A 17705-nucleotide genomic window follows, 5' to 3' on the forward strand; every position below is an offset into this window, starting at 1 on the left:
CATGGCCGGCCTGTCTCCGATACGGCGGCTGCATGACTGGTGGCAGCGGCGGCGGCTGAGCGCGGCCGGCCAGCCGCTCGGTGCCCAGCGGTTGTTCCTGATGCCGACCCGTTTCGGGGTGATCTGGGCGGTGCTGATCCCGGTACTGCTGCTGTTCGGCATCAACTATCAGAACAACCTGGCCTACGGCCTGGCCTTCTGGCTGTTTGCCGTGGCGCTGGTATCGCTATGGCGCGGCTGGCGCAACCTGCATGGCGTGTCCCTCACGGCAAGTGCCTCGGGCGAGGTGTTTGCCGGCGACCTGGCGCATCTGAGCGTTCGCCTGAGCGCTGCGCGCCACCGTCACGCGCTGCGCGTGGTGCTGGTGGCGGGCCCCGGTCAGGTCGCTGCCGCCGAGGGCGAGATACGCGGTTCCGAGTTGATCCTGCCGCTGGCGGTGCCCAGCCTGCATCGCGGTCAATGGCGGCTGCCGCCGCTGCGCCTGGAGAGCGCCTGGCCGCTGGGGTTGGTGCGGTTGGTCGCCTGGGTCGACAGTGGCGTCGAGCTGCTGGTCTATCCGGCACCCGGTGAGACCGGCGAGGCCCACGCGCGGCGCCGTGGTCAGGGACTGGCGCCCCAGGACTTCGCCGGCCTGCGCCGTTTCGAACCCGGCGATGGCCCGGCGCGACTGGCCTGGAAACAGTGGAGCCGTACCGGCGTACTCAGTACCAAGGCGTTCAGCCTGCCACCGCGCCGCCAGCGCTGGCTCGACTACGATGCCTGCAGCGGCGAGCCCGAGGCGCGGCTGTCGCGGCTGTGTGCGCAGCTGCTCGACTACCACCGCGCCGGTGACCTTTACGGGCTGCGCTTGCCGGGGGTTGAGCTGGCGCCGGCCAACGGACCGGCCCAGCGGCGCCGCGCGCTACAAGCGCTGGCGCGCTGGGCCGCGCCGTCACCGCGGAGCGGCTCATGAGCGCCCCCTCGGCGCTGCTCGCCGACGGCCGCAGCCTGTCGGCGCCGCTGTTGATCCAACTGTTCAGCGGCCAGTGTCTGGTGCTGGCACTGCATCTGCCGTTCATGCCGCCGTGGCTGCTGGGGGTGGCGCTGGCCGCCGCCGGCTGGCGCTTCCTGCAACTGCGTCGGCGGCTGCCGCGGGCCGGCGTGGTGCTGCGGCTGACCGCGGTGGTCGGAGTGCTGGCGGGGTTATGGCTGCAATATGGTGGGCTGATGGGCATGCAGGCGCTGATGGGCGTGCTGCTGGGCATCTATCTGCTCAAACTGCTCGAGACCCACGACCGCCGCGACGGCCGGGTGGTGGTGATCATCGGCTTCGTGACCCTGACCGCCGCTTTCCTCCATGATCAGAGTCTGCTGATGAGTGCCGCGGCGCTGCTGGCCGCGGCCTGGCTGCTGCAGACGCTGGTGGTGCTGGCCGGCGGCCGGCCCGGGCGCGATGCCTGGCGCGAGGCGCTGTGGCTGCTGGCGCTGTCGGCGCCGCTGATGGTGGTGTTGTTCCTGGTGGTGCCGCGGATCGGTCCACTGTGGAGCCTGCCCCAGGCCGATCAGGCCGCCACCGGGCTCAGCGATGAGATCGCCCCGGGCGACATCGCCCAGCTGTCACGCAGCGACGCGCGGGCCTTCAGAGCGCGATTCGACGGTGCCGAGCCGCCGCCCGCCGAGCGCTACTGGCGGGTCTATACCCTGTCGCAGTTCGACGGCGAGCGCTGGACGCGGATGGGGCCCGAGCAGCATGCGGCCAGCGCCGGCCAGCCGGTATCGCGTTTCGTCCAGGAGGCCAGCCGCTCGCCGTACGATGCCGGCGCGCCGCGCTATATCGCCGAGCTGCTGCTGGAGCCGGACAGCCGCCCCTGGCGACCGAGCCTGGGCACGCCGCTGGCCAGCGACGCCCGCCAGCGCTACCTGGCCGACGGCACCCTGGAAGGCCTGGTGCCGCTCTCCTCACGCGGCCTGCTACAGGTGGGCAGCAGTGCCGCAGCGCCGAGCTATCCCGACCCCGCCGGGCCGGCCTGGCATCGGCTGCTGCCGCAGGACGCCAACCCGCGCAGCCGCGAGCTTGCCGAGCGGCTTTGGCACGCGGCCGAGGGCGACCCGCGGCGCTATCTGGCGGCGCTCATGGCGCGCTTTGGTGAGTCGCCGTTTCGCTACACCCTGAGCCCGCCGCCGCTGGCCGGGCGTGACCGTATCGACGACTTCCTGTTCGATACCCGCGCCGGCTACTGCACCCACTACGCCTCGGCGGCGGCGGTGATGGCGCGGATAGTGGGTATTCCGGCGCGGGTGGTGGTGGGCTTTCAAGGCGGCGAGCGCCATCCCGACGGCCACTTCACGATACGCGACTACGACGCCCATGCCTGGATCGAGGTGTGGCTGGATGGCGCCTGGGAGCGTCTCGACCCGACCGCGGCGATCGCCCCGCAGCGCATCGAGCAGGGCGCCGAGGCGTTTCTCGGCGGCAGCGACGACTTCCTGGCCGATGCGCCCTTCTCGCCGCTGCGACTGCGCGAACTGGGCTGGGCCAACCGCCTGCGGCTCAACGTCGAACGCGCCGAGTATCGCTGGCAGCGTGGCGTCATCGGCTATCAGCGCGAGCGCCGCGAGGCGCTGCTGGCGGGGCTCACCGAGCGCTTCGCTACGCTATGGTCGCGGCTGGGGCAGCTGACCCTCGGCGACGCGCTGCGCCTGGTCGCGGTCGCCACCGGGTTACTGCTGCTGTGGTCGGCGATACGCCGCTGGCGCCAGCGCCGCGCGGGCGCCGAGGGACATCGGGTACGGCTGCTCCAGGCCTGGCTGGCCAAGCGCGGCCACGGCCCCCTCGGCGGCGAGTCGCCGGCGGCCCATCTGCGCCGCATCGCGCCCCGCGGCGGGGCGGCGCAAACGGCGCTGGAGGGCATGGCCAACGACCTCGAGCGGTTGCTGTATGCGCCGCTCCCCGACGCCGAGCGGCACCTGCGCCGCCGCCGGTTAGTGCGCCAGCTGGCCGAGATCAAGCGACGTTGGCCGCGGCGTAGGTGATGGCCCGGACTGGCGCCGCGACGCCGGGCATGGCATCGTGGAAGCCTCGGTTTTGCGTTTTTCACCCAGCGCTAGCGGCGGCCATGGCATCTCGACCCACACTCCCCTTGCATGAACTGGACTGTCGTACCCATCGCGGCGAGCCCTTCAACCTGCGCGCGCTGCGCGGCCAGGTGCTGCTGGTGGTCAACGTCGCCAGCCGCTGCGGCTATACACCTCAGCTCAAGGAGCTGGAGTCGCTTTATCGGCACTACCATCGCCAGGGCTTTACGGTGCTGGCATTTCCCTGCAATCAGTTCGCCCGTCAGTCGCCGGAGTCAGCCAAGGCCTTCTGCAGCTTCAGCGAGCGCGAGTATGCGGTGACCTTTCCGGTAATGGAGAAAGTCCGTGTCAACGGGCCGCGCGCCCATCCGCTGTTCGTGGCGCTGCGCCGTCAGGCGCCCGGGGTGCTGGGCAGCACCCTGATCAAGTGGAATTTCACCAAGTTTCTGGTCGGGCGCGATGGCCGGGTACTGCACCGTTTCGGGCCGCGCGCCGGCGAGAGGCAGATGCGCGTGGCGCTGGAGGAGGCCCTCGACCAGCCCTACGAGGTGTAGGGTCAGGGCGCTTCGCCGCGGGCGATCATCACCCGCGTCATCAGCTCGTTCCAGCGGTGGCGGGTCATCATGGTGATCAATCCCGAGAACAGCGCCCAGCTCTTGCGGCGCCAGCCGCGCAGCCGCAAGTTGTGGGCCACCAGGCGCTTCATCAGCTGATGATCATCGAAGCGCCGCCACTCGCTGGCCACCGACATCTGGGTGCGTGACAGCACCGGCGCCAGCTCGATGCGAAAGATCCACTCGAGCTCGGTGAGGGTCAACTCGTGGCGCTGGATGACCTCGACCATGCGCGCATAGTCTCGCTCGCGGGGTTCGCGATCCAACCACAGCGGGGCCAGTGCCAGCCACAGCTCGCCGCGTTCATCGACCAGAGTCTGGGCGTCCATTGTTCTCTCCTGCCGGGTTCGTCGCATCCTAGCCGACAATCTTGTCCCACCCGGCGATGTACCTCAAGGGCGGACAGCGCCTAGCTGTGTGGGTAGAATGACGCCAACTGTCCACTGTCGTATCGAGGTCTGACGTGATCATCAAACCCAAGGTTCGCGGTTTCATCTGTACCACCACCCATCCGGTCGGCTGCGAGAAGAACGTGCTCGAGCAGATCGAAGCCACCCGCGCCCGCGGGCTAGACAAGAGCGCCGGGCCGAAGAAGGTGCTGGTGATCGGCGCCTCCAGCGGCTACGGGCTGGCGGCACGGATCACCGCCGCCTTCGGCTATGGTGCCGATACCCTGGGGGTGTTCTTCGAGAAGCCGGGCAGCGAGAAGCGTACCGGCACTGCTGGCTGGTACAACAGCGCGGCGTTCGACAAGTTCGCCAAGGCCGAAGGGCTCTACAGCAAGTCGATCAACGGCGACGCCTTCTCCCATGAGGCGCGAGAAAAAGCCATCGAGATGATCAAGGCCGACCTCGGCCAGGTCGATCTGGTGGTCTACTCGCTGGCCTCGCCGGTGCGCAAGCTCCCCGACAGCGGTGAGCTCAAGCGCTCGGCGCTCAAGCCGATCGGTGAGACCTATCGCGCCACCGCCATCGACACCAACAAGGATGCCATCATCGAGGCCGAGGTCGAGCCCGCCACCCAGCAGGAGATCGACGACACCATCACGGTGATGGGCGGCGAGGACTGGGAGCTGTGGATGAGCGCCCTCGACCGGGCCGGGGTGCTGGCGCCGGGCGCGCGCAGCGTGGCGTTCAGCTATATCGGCACCGAGATCACCTGGCCGATCTACTGGCACGGCGCGCTGGGCAAGGCCAAGGAGGACCTCGATCGCGCCGCCGGTGAGATCGACGCCAAACTCAAGGCCAGCGGTGGCGGCGCCAATGTGGCGGTGCTCAAGTCGGTGGTGACCCAGGCCAGCGCGGCGATTCCGGTGATGCCGCTGTATATCGCCATGGTCTATCGGGTGATGAAGGAGCAGGGCCTGCACGAGGGCACCATCGACCAGCTCAACCGGCTGTTCGGTGAGCACCTCTACTCCTCTCAAGGCCTGGCGGGCGAGCTCTCCACCGACGAGGCCCGCCGCCTGCGCCTCGACGACTGGGAGCTGCGCGATGACGTGCAGCAGGCCTGCAAGGACCTGTGGCCCAAGGTGACCGGCGACAACCTGTTCGAGATCACCGACTACGCCGGCTACAAGCACGAGTTCCTCAAGCTGTTCGGCTTCGAGCGCGACGACGTGGACTACGATGCCGATGCCGATCCGGTGGCCGATTTCGATGTGGTCGAACTGTGAGTCGAGCGGTGAGCGAGTGGTGAACGCCCCTGTTGCGGGGTAGTCTCAAGGGGTAGCGCGAGATTTTTTCCCTGGGCAGCGAGGAGGTCCCATGGATACCAAGGAAAGCAAGACCCCGGAAGAAGAGAAAGAGCACGTGATGGGGCAGCGGATTCCCGAGGACTACGACGAAGCCGAGCCGCAGCGTCAGCCCGAGGCCAAGAAACCGCCCACGGGTATGCACAGGCTGCTGCCGGTGGCGGTGGTGCTGGTACTGATCGCCGGCCTGGCGTTCCACTTCCTGGGCCGCTGACCGCACGCCTGGCGACAATCACGCCGGACCCAGTGGGTCCGGCGTTTGCGTATCTGCGACCCGTGCTTGCATCGCGCGTCGGTCGATTGGCCGCGCGGCACTGCCCGAGACGTGGCAATTGGGTAAGATGTGGGGCCCAGCCCATCACGGCGATAGCGATGCCAGCACCTAGACCCGCCAGCGCCCAGCCGGGCAATAGCCGCCAGATCGCCTTCCTGCTGCTGCCGGGGTTCTCGCTGCTGGCGCAGGCCTGCGCCCTGGAGCCGCTACAGGTGGCCAATCAGCTTGCCGGTGCGCGCCTCTATGTGCCGTCGACCTACGGTCTGGAGGCACGTGAGATCCGCAGTGCCAGTGAACTCGGGCTGACCCCGCGCCATGCGGTGGGAGAGGACGACGGCGGTCTCGATATGCTGCTGGTGTGCGCGCCCAGTCCGCTGCCGCAGAGCCTGCCAGCGAAGGTATGCGACTGGCTCAAGCGCCTCGCCGGTCGCGGCGTGGTGCTGGGCGGGGTGGCCGGTGGCACCGAGGTGCTGGCCCGGGCCGGGGTGCTCGACGGCTACCGTGCGACCCTGCCATGGCAGCGCTTCGACGCCTTCGCCCGCGACTACCCGCGGGTCAACCTCTCCCAGCAGCTGTTCGAGATCGACCGCGACCGACTGACCTGCGGCGGCGGCACCGCGGCGATGGACATGATGATGACGCTGATCGGCCAGCACCACGGCCAGCGACTCGCCGAGCGGGTCTCGGAGCACTTCGTCTGCGAGCGCATTCGCCCCGGCGATGAGCCCCAGCACGTGCCGTTGCGCTCGCGGCTGGGGCATGCGCCGCAGAGCCTGGTCGAGGCGGTCACGCTGATGGAGGCCAATATCGAGGAGCCGCTGACCACCCATGAGCTGGCCGAGCACCTGGGCATATCGCGGCGCCAGCTCGAGCGGCTGTTCAAGAAGTACCTGCAGGCGGTGCCCAGCCGCTACTATCTGGACCTACGTCTGCAGGAGGCGCGCAAGCTGCTGCGCGAATCCGACCGCGCGGTGGGCGATATCGCGCTGCTGACCGGCTTCTCGTCCGGCGCGCACTTCTCCACCGCCTATCGCAACCACTTCGGCATGACCCCGCGCGAGGAGCGCCTGGTCTGAGCGAGCGCAGGCAGTTTTCAGGGAAAGCTAAAGGAGGCGCCTATTCGCGCGCTACGCCCCCATCTATTTTTGCTGCTGGTGGCGGCAATCTTCGCCGGCAATATCCTGGTCGGCAAGGCGCTGGCGGGCCTGCCGCCGTTTACCATCTCGCTGGGCCGGGTCTTTATCGCGCTGCTGATCATGCTGCCGCTGGGCTGGCATCAGGCGCGCCGCGGCTGGCCGTTGTTTCGCGAGCACTGGCGGCCGCTGGTGGGGCTGGCGCTGACCGGGGTAGCGTTCTTCAATGCGCTGATCTATGCCGCGCTCAACTTCACCAGCGCGACCAACGTGGCGATTCTCGAGAGCATGATTCCGGTAGTGACATTGCTGTTCAGCGTGGCACTGCTCGGCGAGCGCTTCCGCGTCGTGCAGTGGCTGGGGGTGGCGCTGTCGCTGGCCGGTGCGGTGACGGTGATCACCGCCGGCCAGCAGGGGCCGGCCCTCGCCGGCGGGATCAACCCCGGCGATGCCATCATGCTGCTGGCGGTGCTGGTGTGGGTAGGCTATTCACTGCTGGTCAAGACGCATATGGCGCGCTTTCCGCGCTACGGTGGCCTGCTGGTGATGCTGGTGATCGCCAACCTGGCGCTGGCGCCGATCGCCTTGTTCGAAGGCGCCGCCCAGCAGCTGCCGCAGTTGAGCGGCAACCAGCTGCTGGGCCTGGCCTACCTGGGCATTTTCCCCTCGGTGGTGGCGCTGCTGCTCTACAACAGCGCGCTGGCCGACATCGGCCCGACCCGAGCGGCGATCTACCTCAACCTGCTGCCGGTATTCACCATGCTCGGCGCCTGGCTGTGGCTCGACGAGCAGATCGTGGCGCTGCAGGTGTTGGCCAGCGCGGTGGTCATCGTCGGGGTGTGGTTAACCATCGCGCCGCAGAGAGCGTCCTGAACTGGGCAGCGAGGCGGCTCGTTAGGCTTTGCTGGCCAACAGGGCGCGAAACAGCTCACCCATCATCACCGGCGTGTCGTGCTCGATGACGAAGCCGGCGTCTTCCAGCAGCGGCCGCGCCTGGCGGGTGATATCGGTGGCCAGCGCCGTGGTCAGCAGGTTCAGCGCTCGGCGGCCGACGCCGGCAGGGTGTGCATCGGGCTGGAACTTGTCCATCACGCACAGCTGACCGTCGTTGGCCAATACGCGGTGCGCCTCGGCCAGGCCGCGTGCCGGGTCCGGCATCACCGCCACGATCAGATGCATCACCACCACGTCGAAGTGGCCGTCGGGGTAGTCGAGGTCGGCGGCGTCCATGCTGTACGCGGCGACGTCGAGGTGTAGGTCCTCGGCGCGCCGCGCGATGCGCTTGACCATCGCCGGGGCCAGGTCGGTGGCGTGGATCTCGACGTTGCGCGGCAGGAAGGGCAGGTCGAGCCCGGTGCCGGCGCCCACCAGCAGCACCCGCATGCCGGGCGTCCAGGTCACCTGTTCCAGCGACTGGCGCCGGGCGCGGCGAAAGGCCCGCCCGGCGACCAGATCGTAGATCGGCGCATAGAGGCTGTAGCGCAGCCGGTTCCAGGCGGTGGTGTTGAGCATGATGGCGCCCTCGCGCATGCGGACTCTGAGCGTTAGTCTAACCGCTTTTCATAATTCGCCGTCCCATTGCTGAAAGCCCGCCGTGACGACGGCGCCGTATACTCGTTTCATCAATCGATCCCCGTGGATGGAGACCCTCATGAGCCACACCCCGACCCGCAGCGACTTCGACCAGTACATGACGCCCAACTACTCGCCGCAGCAGGTGATCCCGGTGCGTGGCGAAGGCAGCCGCCTGTGGGATCAGGAGGGCCGTGAATACATCGACTTCGCTGGCGGCATCGCGGTGAATTCGCTGGGGCATTGCCATCCGGTACTGGTCAATGCCCTCAAGGCCCAGGCCGACAAGCTCTGGCATCTTTCCAACGTCTACACCAACGAGCCGGCACTCAAGCTGGCCCGTGCCCTGGTCGAGCGGACCTTCGCCGACAAGGTGTTCATGTGCTCCTCGGGCGGCGAGGCCAACGAGGCGGCGCTCAAGCTGGCGCGGCGCTGGGCGGTGGAGCATCACGGCGAGCACAAGGACAAGATCATCTCCTTCTCGCAGTCCTTCCACGGGCGCACCTTCTTCACCGTCAGCGTGGGTGGCCAGCCCAAGTACTCCCAGGGCTTCGGCCCGGTGCCCGGCGGCATCCTGCACGCCACCTACAATGATCTCGACAGCGTGCGCGCGCTGGTCGGCGACGACACCTGCGCGATCATGGTCGAGCCGATGCAGGGCGAGGGCGGTATCGTGCCGGCCACGCCCGAGTTTCTGCAGGGCCTGCGCGATCTCTGCGACGCCCACGATGCCTTGCTGGTGTTCGACGAAGTCCAGACCGGCGTGGGCCGCAGCGGTGAGCTCTATGCCTACAAGAACTACGGCGTGGTGCCCGACATCCTGACCAGCGCCAAGTCGCTGGGCGGCGGCTTCCCGGTGGGCGCAATGCTGACCACCGACGCGATTGCCACGTCGCTGGCCATCGGCACCCACGGCTCCACCTACGGCGGCAATGCACTGGCCTCGGCGGTAGCGCTGGCGGCCATCGAGCATATCGATACCCCGGAGGTGCTGGCGGGCGTGAAGAAGCGCCACGAGCTGTTCCGCGAGCACCTCGAGACCATCAACCGCAAGCACGGCGTATTCCAGGAGATCCGCGGCATGGGCCTGCTGATCGGCGCGCAGATGGCGCCTGAGTACGAGGGCCAGGCCAAGGACATCCTGCCGCTGGCTATCGACGAGGGCCTGATGGCGCTGATCGCCGGCCCCAATGTGCTGCGCATGGCGCCGTCGCTGGTGATTCCCGAAGCCGATATCGAGGAGGGCATGGCCCGCCTCGAGCGTGCTATCGCCAAGCTGGTGGCCAAGGCGTGAGCCAGGTGTCCACCCGCGATGCTTCAATGCCCCGTTCAGGAGGACACGCCATGCTGGTCGTTCGTCCCGCTCGTCCGGCGGACCTGCCGGCCCTGGAGCGCCTGGCCGGCAGCGCCACGCCGCGCCTGACCAACCTGCCGGCGCATCGCGACCGCCTCGAGGAGCGCATCACCCGCTCCCAGCGCGCCTTCAGTCGCGAGGTGGAGTTTCCCGGCGATGAGCACTACACCTTCGTGCTCGAGGATCGCGAGCGCGGCGAAGTGGTAGGCACTGCCACCATCCGCGCTCAGGCCGGGGCCAACGAGGCCTACTACACCTATCGCCAGGAGACCCTGATTCACGCCTCGCAGCAGCTCAACGTGCGCCGTGAGGTGCAGACCCTGTCGCTGTCCCACGAGGTTTCCGAGGCGACCCTGCTGTGCGCGCTGTCGCTGGACCCCCGCTATCAGGGCACCAGCGCCATGAGCCTGCTGCGCCGCGCACGGCTGATGTTCATCGCCCAGTACCCGGAGCGCTTCGCCGAGATCCTCGCCGTGGCCTTTCCCGGCTATCTCGACGGCGACGGTGAGTCGCCGTTCTGGAACAGCGTCGGCCGCCACTTCTTCGTGCGTGGCTACCAGGAGATGAATCACATCGCGGGGGTGCGCTCGAAGAGCTTCATCGCCGAGGTGATGCCGCAGTTTCCGCTCTATCTGCCGCTGCTCACGCCTCAGGCGCGGGCCGCCATCGGCCGTGAGCATCCGGACCACGAGCCGGCGCTGGAGGAGATGCTGGCCGAGGGCTTCGTACGCTCGCGGCATGTCGATATCTTCGACGCCGGGCCGGTGGTCAAGGCCGAGCGCACGCATCTCGAGTCGTTCCGTCGCGCGGCCTGGCATCCGGTGCGGGTGCGGCCGGCGCACACCCTGCCCGACGCCGAACCGGCGATGATTGCCAACCAGCAGCTTGGCGACTTCCGCTGCGTGGTGGCGCGCTATGCGCTGTCGCCCACCGGACAGCTGATGCTGTCGCCGGAGCATGCCGAGATTCTCGGCGTGGAGGAGGGGCGCGCGGTACTGGCCGCTCCCCTGGCGTTGCCCGCCGCCATCGATGCACTCGACGAGGGAGAACTGTGATGCGCATTCGTCCGATTGCCCGCGGCGACCTCGACGGCCTCCAGGCGCTGGCCCAGCAGACCGGGGTGGGATTCACCTCGCTGCCCGACAACCGCGACTTTCTGGCCAGCAAGATCGAACTGGCAGCACGTGCCTTCGAGGAGCGCACGCCGGTAGATGACCGGCTGTACTTCTTCGTGCTCGAGGACGACGCCAGCGGTGAGCTGGCGGGCTGCTGCGCCATCGAGGGCCAGGTCGGCCGCGAGGTGCCGTTCTACAACTACCGGCTGGGCACCCTGGCGCACTCCTCGGTGCAGCTCGACCTGCACCGCACCATCGATACGCTGTTCTTGAGCTCAGATCATACCGGCGACGCCGAGGTGTGTTCGCTCTACCTGCGCCCGGAGTACCGTCGCCACCGCAACGGCGCGTTGCTCTCCAAGGCGCGCTGGCTGTTCATGGCGCAGTTCCGCGATCGCTTCCCGGCCAAGGTGCTGGCCGAGATGCGCGGGGTCTTCAACGAGGCCGGCATCAGCCCGTTCTGGGAGTGCCTCGGCAGCCACTTCTTCCCCATGGACTTCAACGAGGCCGACCGCCTGACGGGGCTGGGGCAAAAGAGCTTCATCGGCGAGCTGATGCCCAAGTTCCCGATCTACACCACCTTCATGACCGAGGAGGCGCGTGCCTGCATCGGCCAGGTCCACGAGCACACCCGCCCGGCGCTGGAGATGCTCAAGAAGGAGGGCATGCGCTGGGAGGGTTATATCGACATCTTCGACGGAGGGCCCACCGTGGAGGCCTATATCGACGATGTGCGCGCGATACGTGACTCGCGATTGTGCCAGGTCGAGGTCGCCTCGCAGGCCGCCGGCAGCGAACGCCCCACCTGGCTGGTCTCGACCACCGACATGCTCGACTTCCGCGCCGCCTGGGTGGGCCGCGGCCCCGACGAGAACGGGGTGATCGTTCTTACCGAGGAGGAGGCGCGCCGACTGGAAGTCGGGGCGGGCGATTCCCTCCGTCTACTCGAAACCTAGGAGATGAACATGCAAGCCAAGCAGCAATTGCTGATCGGCGGTGCCTGGGTCGACGGCGACGCGGAGCGGTTCGCCAAGCTCGACCCGGTGTCACACCAGGAACTCTGGCAGGGCGCCAGCGCCCGCGATGCCCAGGTCGAGGCCGCCGTGGCGGCGGCCAGGCAAGCCTTCCCCGGCTGGGCGCGCACGTCCTTCGCTGAGCGCCAGGCGCTGGTCGAGCGCTTCCGCGGCGTGCTCGAGAGCCACCGCGAGGATCTGGCCACCGCCATTGCCGGCGAGACCGGCAAGCCGCTGTGGGAGGCGCGCACCGAGGTCGGCGCCATGATCGGCAAGGTAGGGCTGTCGGTCCGCGCCTATGAAGAGCGTACCGGTGAGCGCCAGCGTGACCTGGGCGATGCCCGGGCGGTACTGCGTCATCGTCCGCATGGGGTGATGGCGGTGTTCGGCCCCTACAACTTCCCCGGGCATCTGCCCAATGGCCACATGGTGCCGGCGCTGCTGGCCGGTAACACGGTGGTCTTCAAGCCCAGCGAGCAGACCCCGCTTACCGCCGACCTGGTGCTGCAGTGCTGGTGCGAGGCGGGGCTCCCCGCGGGCGTGATCAACCTGGTGCAGGGCGCCGCGCCGGTGGGCCAGGCGCTGGCCGCCAGCCGTGACATCGACGGCCTGCTGTTTACCGGCAGCGCGAAGGTAGGTGGCCTGCTGCACCAGCAGTTTGCCGGCCAGTTGGACAAGATTCTTGCGCTGGAGCTGGGTGGCAATAACCCGCTGGTGGTCAGGGACGTCCCCGACCAGGACGCCGCGGTGCTGACCATCCTGCAGTCGGCGTTTCTCTCCGGCGGCCAGCGCTGCACCTGCGCGCGTCGGTTGATGGTGCCTCAGGGCGAGGTCGGCGACCGGCTGCTCGAGGCGCTGGTCTCGGCCATCGACAAGCTCAGGGTCGGCGGCCAGTTCAGCGAACCGGCGCCGTTCTACGGCGGGCTGGTCAGCGTCGCCGCCGCCGACGGCCTGCTCAAGGCTCAGGATGACCTGGAGGCGCTGGGTGGCACGGTGTTGTCGCGCATGCGCCGCGTCGAGGACAATACCAGCCTGCTGAGCCCGGCGCTGATCGACGTCACCGGCCTCGCGCTGCCCGACGAGGAGCACTTCGGGCCGCTGTTGAAGGTATACCGTTATAAAGACTGGGGCGAAGCGGTCACTATCGCCAATGACACTCGCTACGGCCTATCCGCCGGGCTGATCGGCGGCAGCCGCGACGACTGGGACGACTTCCTGCTGCGCATCCGCGCCGGCATCAATAACTGGAATCGTCAGACCACCGGTGCCTCCGGCGACGCACCTTTCGGCGGCGTAGGCGATAGCGGCAACCATCGCCCCAGCGCCTACTATGCAGCCGACTACTGCGCCTATCCGGTGGCCTCGATGGAGAGCGAGGATCTGCACCTTCCCGACCAGCTGCCGCCGGGGGTGGTGCTATGAGCGAGTCCGTGACTCTGGGCTATCGTGAGGTCAACTTCGACGGCCTGGTCGGCCCCACCCACAACTACTCCGGCCTGGCGCTGGGCAACGTGGCCTCGATGAGCCACGGCGGGCTGGTCTCCAACCCCCGTGAGGGGGCGCTGCAGGGGCTGGCCAAGATGAAGTCGCTGCTCGATGCCGGCTTCGCCCAGGGCGTGCTGCCCCCTCAGCAGCGCCCCGACCTGGGCGCGCTGCGCGCGCTGGGCTTCAGCGGCACGCCCCACGAGGTGCTGACCCGCGCCGCCCGCGAGGCGCCGCAGCTGCTGCGCGCGGTGTGTTCGGCGTCGAGCATGTGGACCGCCAATGCTGGCACCGTAACGCCGAGCGTCGATGCCCCCGACGGCCGGACGCACTTCACCCCGGCCAACCTGCAGTCGAGCTTCCACCGCTACTTGGAGCCGGAGACCACCGGCCGCGTGCTGGCGGCGATCTTCCATGATCCGCACCACTTTGCCCACCACTCGGTGCTGCCGGCGACCCCGGCGTTTTCCGACGAGGGCGCGGCCAATCACACCCGTTTGTGCGCCTCCCATGGTGAGCCAGGCGTGCACCTGTTCGTCTATGGCCGCCAGGCCTTCGGCGGCGATCCCGCCCATGAGCCCAAGCGCTACCCGGCGCGCCAGACCCTCGAGGCCAGCCAGGCGGTGGCCCGCCAGCACGGCCTCAGCGAGGCCCAGACGGTGTTCGCCCAGCAGCACCCCGAGGCCATCGACGCCGGCGTCTTCCACAATGACGTGATCGCGGTGGGCAACGGCCCCGTGCTGCTCTATCACGAGATGGCGTTCCGCGACGAACAGGCGACCCTCGACGCGCTGCGCACCAAAATGGCCACGCCGCTGATTCCGGTTCGGGTGCCGGTCGAGGCGGTCAGCATGGACGATGCGGTTTCTTCCTACCTGTTCAACTCGCAGCTGCTCTCGCATTCCGACGGCTCGATGACCCTGGTGGTGCCCGGCGAGTGCCAGGAGAACGACGCGGTGTGGCGCACCATCCAGGACCTGCTGCTGGCGGGCCACAATCCCATCGGTGAGGTGCTGGTCAAGGACGTCAAGCAGAGCATGCGCAACGGCGGCGGCCCCGCCTGCCTGCGCCTGCGGGTGGCGCTCAGCGCCGCCGAGCGCCAAGCCCTCTCCGGCCGGGTGCTGCTCGACGACGCGCTCTACGCCGAACTCACCGCCTGGGTCGAGCACCACTACCGCGACCGCCTGGCGCCGGACGACCTCGCCGACCCACAGCTCGCCGAGGAGACCCTTAGTGCGCTGGACGAACTGACGCAGATCTTGCAGATCGGCTCGGTGTATCCGTTTCAGTTGGGGTAATACGCGATCGATCATGAAGCCCCTGCCCGCCGACTGGCGGGCAGGGGCCTTTGTGGTTACCGTAAGGCACTCATGTATTGGTGGCCCCGGGAGCACCGAGATGGCGGAAGCAGTGACGATCGAACGACTGAGGGCCGATTCGCCCCATGTTGCTATGGTGGCGGAGTGGACCCATGCCGCCTGGGGGCATCTCAATCCCGGCATGACCCTCAATGACGCCATCGAACGCCTGCGCGGTGAGTGTGGTGCCGGCGGCGTGCCCTCGGTATTCGTCGCCATGTGCGACGACGTGCCGGTGGGCACGGCCAGCCTGGTAGTCGACGATATGAGCGACCGCCCCGACCTTTCCCCCTGGCTGGCCTCGGTCTTCGTGCCACCCGAGTGGCGCGGCCGTGGCATCGCCTCGTCGCTGGTGCAGCGGGTCGAGGCCGAGGCGCGGGAGGCAGGCATCGCCGTTTTTCATCTCTACACGCCGGATCAGCAGGCGCTCTACGGCCGGCTGGGCTGGGAGGCGGTTGAGGAGCGCGACTATCGCGGCGAAGCGGTGACGATCATGCGCCGCCGATTCGATGCAGACACTGCCTGAGCGGGCACGATGATGCACTGGCGAGCGCTACGCTACTTCGACACCGTGGCCCGCTGCCGTTCACTGCGGCAGGCGGCAGCGCAGCTGCATATCGCGCCGACTGCGATCAGCCGGCAGATTGACCTGCTCGAGCACCAGCTCGGCGCCCCGCTGATCGAGCGCGGTCCCAACGGCATCAGCCTCACCGCCGCGGGGGAGTTGCTGGCCGCCCAGGCCCAACGCACGCTGCGCGACCTCGAACGGGTCCAGGAGCATATTCACGACCTTAAGGGGCTGCGCACCGGCCGGGTCAGTCTGCAGGTGGCCGAGGGGGTGGTCGCGGGCCTGCTGACGCCGGCGCTGGCAGAGCTCAGTCGCCAGCATCCGCGGCTCGACTTCGATATCCACATCGCCAGCGCCGGCCAGATCGTCGAAGCGCTGCGCCGTGGCGACGCCGACATCGGCCTGGCCTTCTTCATGCCTCGCCATGACGACATCCTGCCTCTCGCCAGCGTCACCCTGGAACACCACGTGGTGATGGCGCCGAACCACCCCCTGGCCGCGGCGAGCACGCTGCGTCTGGCCGATCTCGTCGAGCAGCCGCTGGCGCTGCCCGATGCGCGCTATGGCGTGCGCCAGGCCCTCGACGCGGCGGCCCGTCAGCAGGACGTGAGGTTGACGCCGACCTTCCATGCCGCCTCCCTCGAGACCCAGAAGGCACTCGCCATGGCCGGCGTGGCGGTGCTGATCCTGCCACCCATGGCGGTGGCGCGGGAGTGCCGGGCCGGGCAACTGGTGGGAATTCCCTTGCAGCATGGCGAGCTGCCGGGTGCGCGGGTCGACCTGTGCCTCTATCGTCATCGTCAGCGCAGTTTCGCCACCGAGGCGTGTCTGTCACTGCTGGCGGAACAGATCAATTGCCTCAACGTGCCATCGGCGTAGTGGGCGTACGGGGTGCACACAAAATGTGGACGCACTGGCATCGCAATTGTGATAGCAGTGGGCACTACCCCGCGCCATGCTAAAGGCATCGATAACAATGCCAGAGAGATAGCATGGACGTACCTCATCACTTGACCGCTACCCAACTGCTCGCCGCCTACCGCGACAAGGCGCTGTCGCCGCTCGACTACGCCGCGTCATTGATCGCCCATATCGAGCACTGGGAGCCTCATCTCAAGGCGCTCTATGCCTACCGTCCCGAGGCCTTTCTTGCCGAAGCGCGTGAGTCCAGCGAGCGCTGGGCGCGGAACGACCCCCGCGGCACCTTGGATGGCGTGCCGGTGACCCTCAAGGAGCTAATTGCCACCCGCGGCACGCCAGTACCGCTGGGCACCGGGCTTGGCGATCAGCGTCCGGCGGAGGAGGATGCGCCGCCAGCGGCGCGCTTGGCCGAGGATGCTGCGCTGCTGCTCGGCAAGACCACCTGCCCGGATTTCGGCATGCTCTCGTCGGGGCTCTCCTCTTTCCATGGGCTGACCCGTAATCCCTGGAACCTGGCATGTAACACCGGGGGCTCGAGTTCCGGGGCGGGCGCCGCAGCGGCGGCCGGCTATGGCCCGCTGCACGTGGGTACCGATATTGGCGGCTCGGTGCGCCTGCCGGCGGCGTGGTGCGGCGTGGTGGGCTTCAAGCCGACCCTGGGGCGGATTCCCATCGACCCCTACTATGTGGGGCGCTGCGCCGGGCCCATGACACGCAGCGTCGACGACGCGGCGCTGCTGATGACCAGCCTGGCACGCACCGACCGGCGCGATGCCATGCGCCTGCCACCGGAGACCATCGACTGGACGGACCTGCGCCTGGAGCTCCAGGGAATGCGGTTAGGCGTCATGCTGGAGGCGGGCTGCGGCCTGCCCCTGGATGAGCCGATTCGGCTTGCCGTGGAACAGGCCGCGCGCTGCCTGGAAGCGGCGGGGGCGACCCTGGTACCCATAGCGCCGGTATTGACTCGCGAAATGCTCGATGGCCTGGACCGCTTCTGGCGGGCACGGCAGTGGAGCGAGCTGGAGACACTGACGCCGGCGCAGCGTGAGCGGGTACTACCGGCGATCGTCGACTGGGCCGAGGAGGGCGCACGCCTGAGCGGCGTCGAGGCGGTGCGCGGTTTCCAGCAGACCCTCAACATGCGCCGCGCTACCGAAGCGGCGTTCGAGCAGGTGGACGCGGTGATTTCGCCGACCACCCCCAATGTGGCGTTCCCGACCGACTGGGCCTCGCCCACCAACGACCCACAGCGCCCCTTCGAGCATATCGCCTATACGCTGCCGTGGAACATGGGCGAGCAGCCGGCGATATCCCTCAACGGCGGCTATAGCGACGACGGCATGCCGCTGGGGGTGCAGCTGATCGGACCACGTTTTGCCGACCATCTGGTGCTCAAGCTGGCCAAGGCCCTCGAACAGCGACGGGAGATCGCTCCGCGCTGGCCAAGCTTACCCACTGGCGGCTGATGCTCATCGCCCCAACGCATTCTGC

General features: G+C 68.3%; 17 protein-coding genes. 15 read left to right on the top strand and 2 right to left on the bottom strand.

The window, feature by feature from the left end:
- The first annotated feature begins 1 nt into the window (after position 1).
- From BLT16_RS04385 to BLT16_RS04395, 3 genes are all read left to right on the top strand, one after another.
- Complete coding sequence (locus tag BLT16_RS04385) at positions 2-952, top strand: DUF58 domain-containing protein (protein WP_089657321.1); 951 nt, start codon at positions 2-4, stop codon at positions 950-952.
- Positions 949-3012, top strand: a complete 2064-nt coding sequence (locus BLT16_RS04390) for a transglutaminase TgpA family protein (protein WP_089657322.1) — start codon at positions 949-951, stop codon at positions 3010-3012. Before BLT16_RS04385 ends, BLT16_RS04390 begins: the two co-directional genes overlap by 4 nt.
- An 83-nt stretch (positions 3013-3095) precedes the next feature.
- Positions 3096-3608, top strand: a complete 513-nt coding sequence (locus BLT16_RS04395; protein ID WP_089657323.1) for a glutathione peroxidase — start codon at positions 3096-3098, stop codon at positions 3606-3608.
- Positions 3609-3610: 2 nt separating this feature from the next.
- Here the strand turns inward: BLT16_RS04395 and BLT16_RS04400 are convergent, their stop codons facing one another.
- Positions 3611-3997 carry a DUF7079 family protein gene (locus BLT16_RS04400; protein ID WP_089657324.1) on the bottom strand — a complete coding sequence of 129 codons (387 nt, stop codon included), beginning with the start codon at positions 3995-3997 and terminating at the stop codon, positions 3611-3613.
- A 134-nt stretch (positions 3998-4131) separates the two neighbouring features.
- Between BLT16_RS04400 and fabV the strand changes: the two genes are divergently transcribed.
- From fabV to BLT16_RS04420, 4 genes are all read left to right on the top strand, one after another.
- The gene (gene fabV, locus BLT16_RS04405) at positions 4132-5343 is read left to right on the top strand and encodes an enoyl-ACP reductase FabV (protein WP_089657325.1); all 1212 of its coding nucleotides are present in this window, start codon (positions 4132-4134) and stop codon (positions 5341-5343) included.
- Positions 5344-5434: 91 nt separating this feature from the next.
- Positions 5435-5635: a hypothetical protein gene (locus tag BLT16_RS04410; RefSeq protein WP_089657326.1), complete on the top strand. Its 201-nt coding sequence runs from the start codon at positions 5435-5437 to the stop codon at positions 5633-5635.
- A gap of 158 nt (positions 5636-5793) precedes the next feature.
- Positions 5794-6771, top strand: a complete 978-nt coding sequence (locus BLT16_RS04415) for a GlxA family transcriptional regulator (RefSeq protein WP_176817157.1) — start codon at positions 5794-5796, stop codon at positions 6769-6771.
- A 69-nt stretch (positions 6772-6840) separates the two neighbouring features.
- The gene (locus BLT16_RS04420; RefSeq protein WP_089657327.1) at positions 6841-7701 is read left to right on the top strand and encodes an EamA family transporter; all 861 of its coding nucleotides are present in this window, start codon (positions 6841-6843) and stop codon (positions 7699-7701) included.
- A 21-nt stretch (positions 7702-7722) separates the two neighbouring features.
- Here BLT16_RS04420 and BLT16_RS04425 read toward each other — a convergent pair whose 3' ends face one another.
- Positions 7723-8340: a class I SAM-dependent methyltransferase gene (locus BLT16_RS04425; protein WP_089657573.1), complete on the bottom strand. Its 618-nt coding sequence runs from the start codon at positions 8338-8340 to the stop codon at positions 7723-7725.
- A gap of 139 nt (positions 8341-8479) precedes the next feature.
- Between BLT16_RS04425 and BLT16_RS04430 the strand changes: the two genes are divergently transcribed.
- The 8 genes from BLT16_RS04430 to BLT16_RS04465 all read left to right on the top strand — a co-directional run bounded on the left by BLT16_RS04430 (position 8480) and on the right by BLT16_RS04465 (position 17680).
- Complete coding sequence (locus BLT16_RS04430; protein WP_089657328.1) at positions 8480-9694, top strand: aspartate aminotransferase family protein; 1215 nt, start codon at positions 8480-8482, stop codon at positions 9692-9694.
- A 50-nt stretch (positions 9695-9744) separates the two neighbouring features.
- The gene (locus BLT16_RS04435) at positions 9745-10809 is read left to right on the top strand and encodes an arginine N-succinyltransferase (protein WP_089657329.1); all 1065 of its coding nucleotides are present in this window, start codon (positions 9745-9747) and stop codon (positions 10807-10809) included.
- Entirely contained in the window at positions 10809-11825 is a 1017-nt protein-coding gene (gene astA, locus BLT16_RS04440; RefSeq protein WP_089657330.1) for an arginine N-succinyltransferase, read from the top strand. Before BLT16_RS04435 ends, astA begins: the two co-directional genes overlap by 1 nt.
- Positions 11826-11834: 9 nt before the next feature.
- Positions 11835-13304 carry a succinylglutamate-semialdehyde dehydrogenase gene (gene astD / locus BLT16_RS04445; protein ID WP_089657331.1) on the top strand — a complete coding sequence of 490 codons (1470 nt, stop codon included), beginning with the start codon at positions 11835-11837 and terminating at the stop codon, positions 13302-13304.
- Positions 13301-14662: an N-succinylarginine dihydrolase gene (gene astB, locus BLT16_RS04450; protein ID WP_089657332.1), complete on the top strand. Its 1362-nt coding sequence runs from the start codon at positions 13301-13303 to the stop codon at positions 14660-14662. Before astD ends, astB begins: the two co-directional genes overlap by 4 nt.
- Positions 14663-14762: 100 nt before the next feature.
- The gene (locus BLT16_RS04455) at positions 14763-15248 is read left to right on the top strand and encodes a GNAT family N-acetyltransferase (protein ID WP_089657333.1); all 486 of its coding nucleotides are present in this window, start codon (positions 14763-14765) and stop codon (positions 15246-15248) included.
- Between the two features lie 9 nt (positions 15249-15257).
- Positions 15258-16169 (top strand): LysR family transcriptional regulator, encoded by a 912-nt coding sequence (locus BLT16_RS04460; protein ID WP_245701452.1) that lies wholly within the window; start codon positions 15258-15260, stop codon positions 16167-16169.
- Between the two features lie 113 nt (positions 16170-16282).
- Complete coding sequence (locus BLT16_RS04465) at positions 16283-17680, top strand: amidase (protein WP_089657334.1); 1398 nt, start codon at positions 16283-16285, stop codon at positions 17678-17680.
- The last annotated feature ends 25 nt before the right edge of the window (positions 17681-17705 follow it).

The organism is Franzmannia pantelleriensis (assembly GCF_900102875.1).
In the GTDB taxonomy this organism is placed as follows: Bacteria; Pseudomonadota; Gammaproteobacteria; order Pseudomonadales; family Halomonadaceae; genus Franzmannia; species Franzmannia pantelleriensis.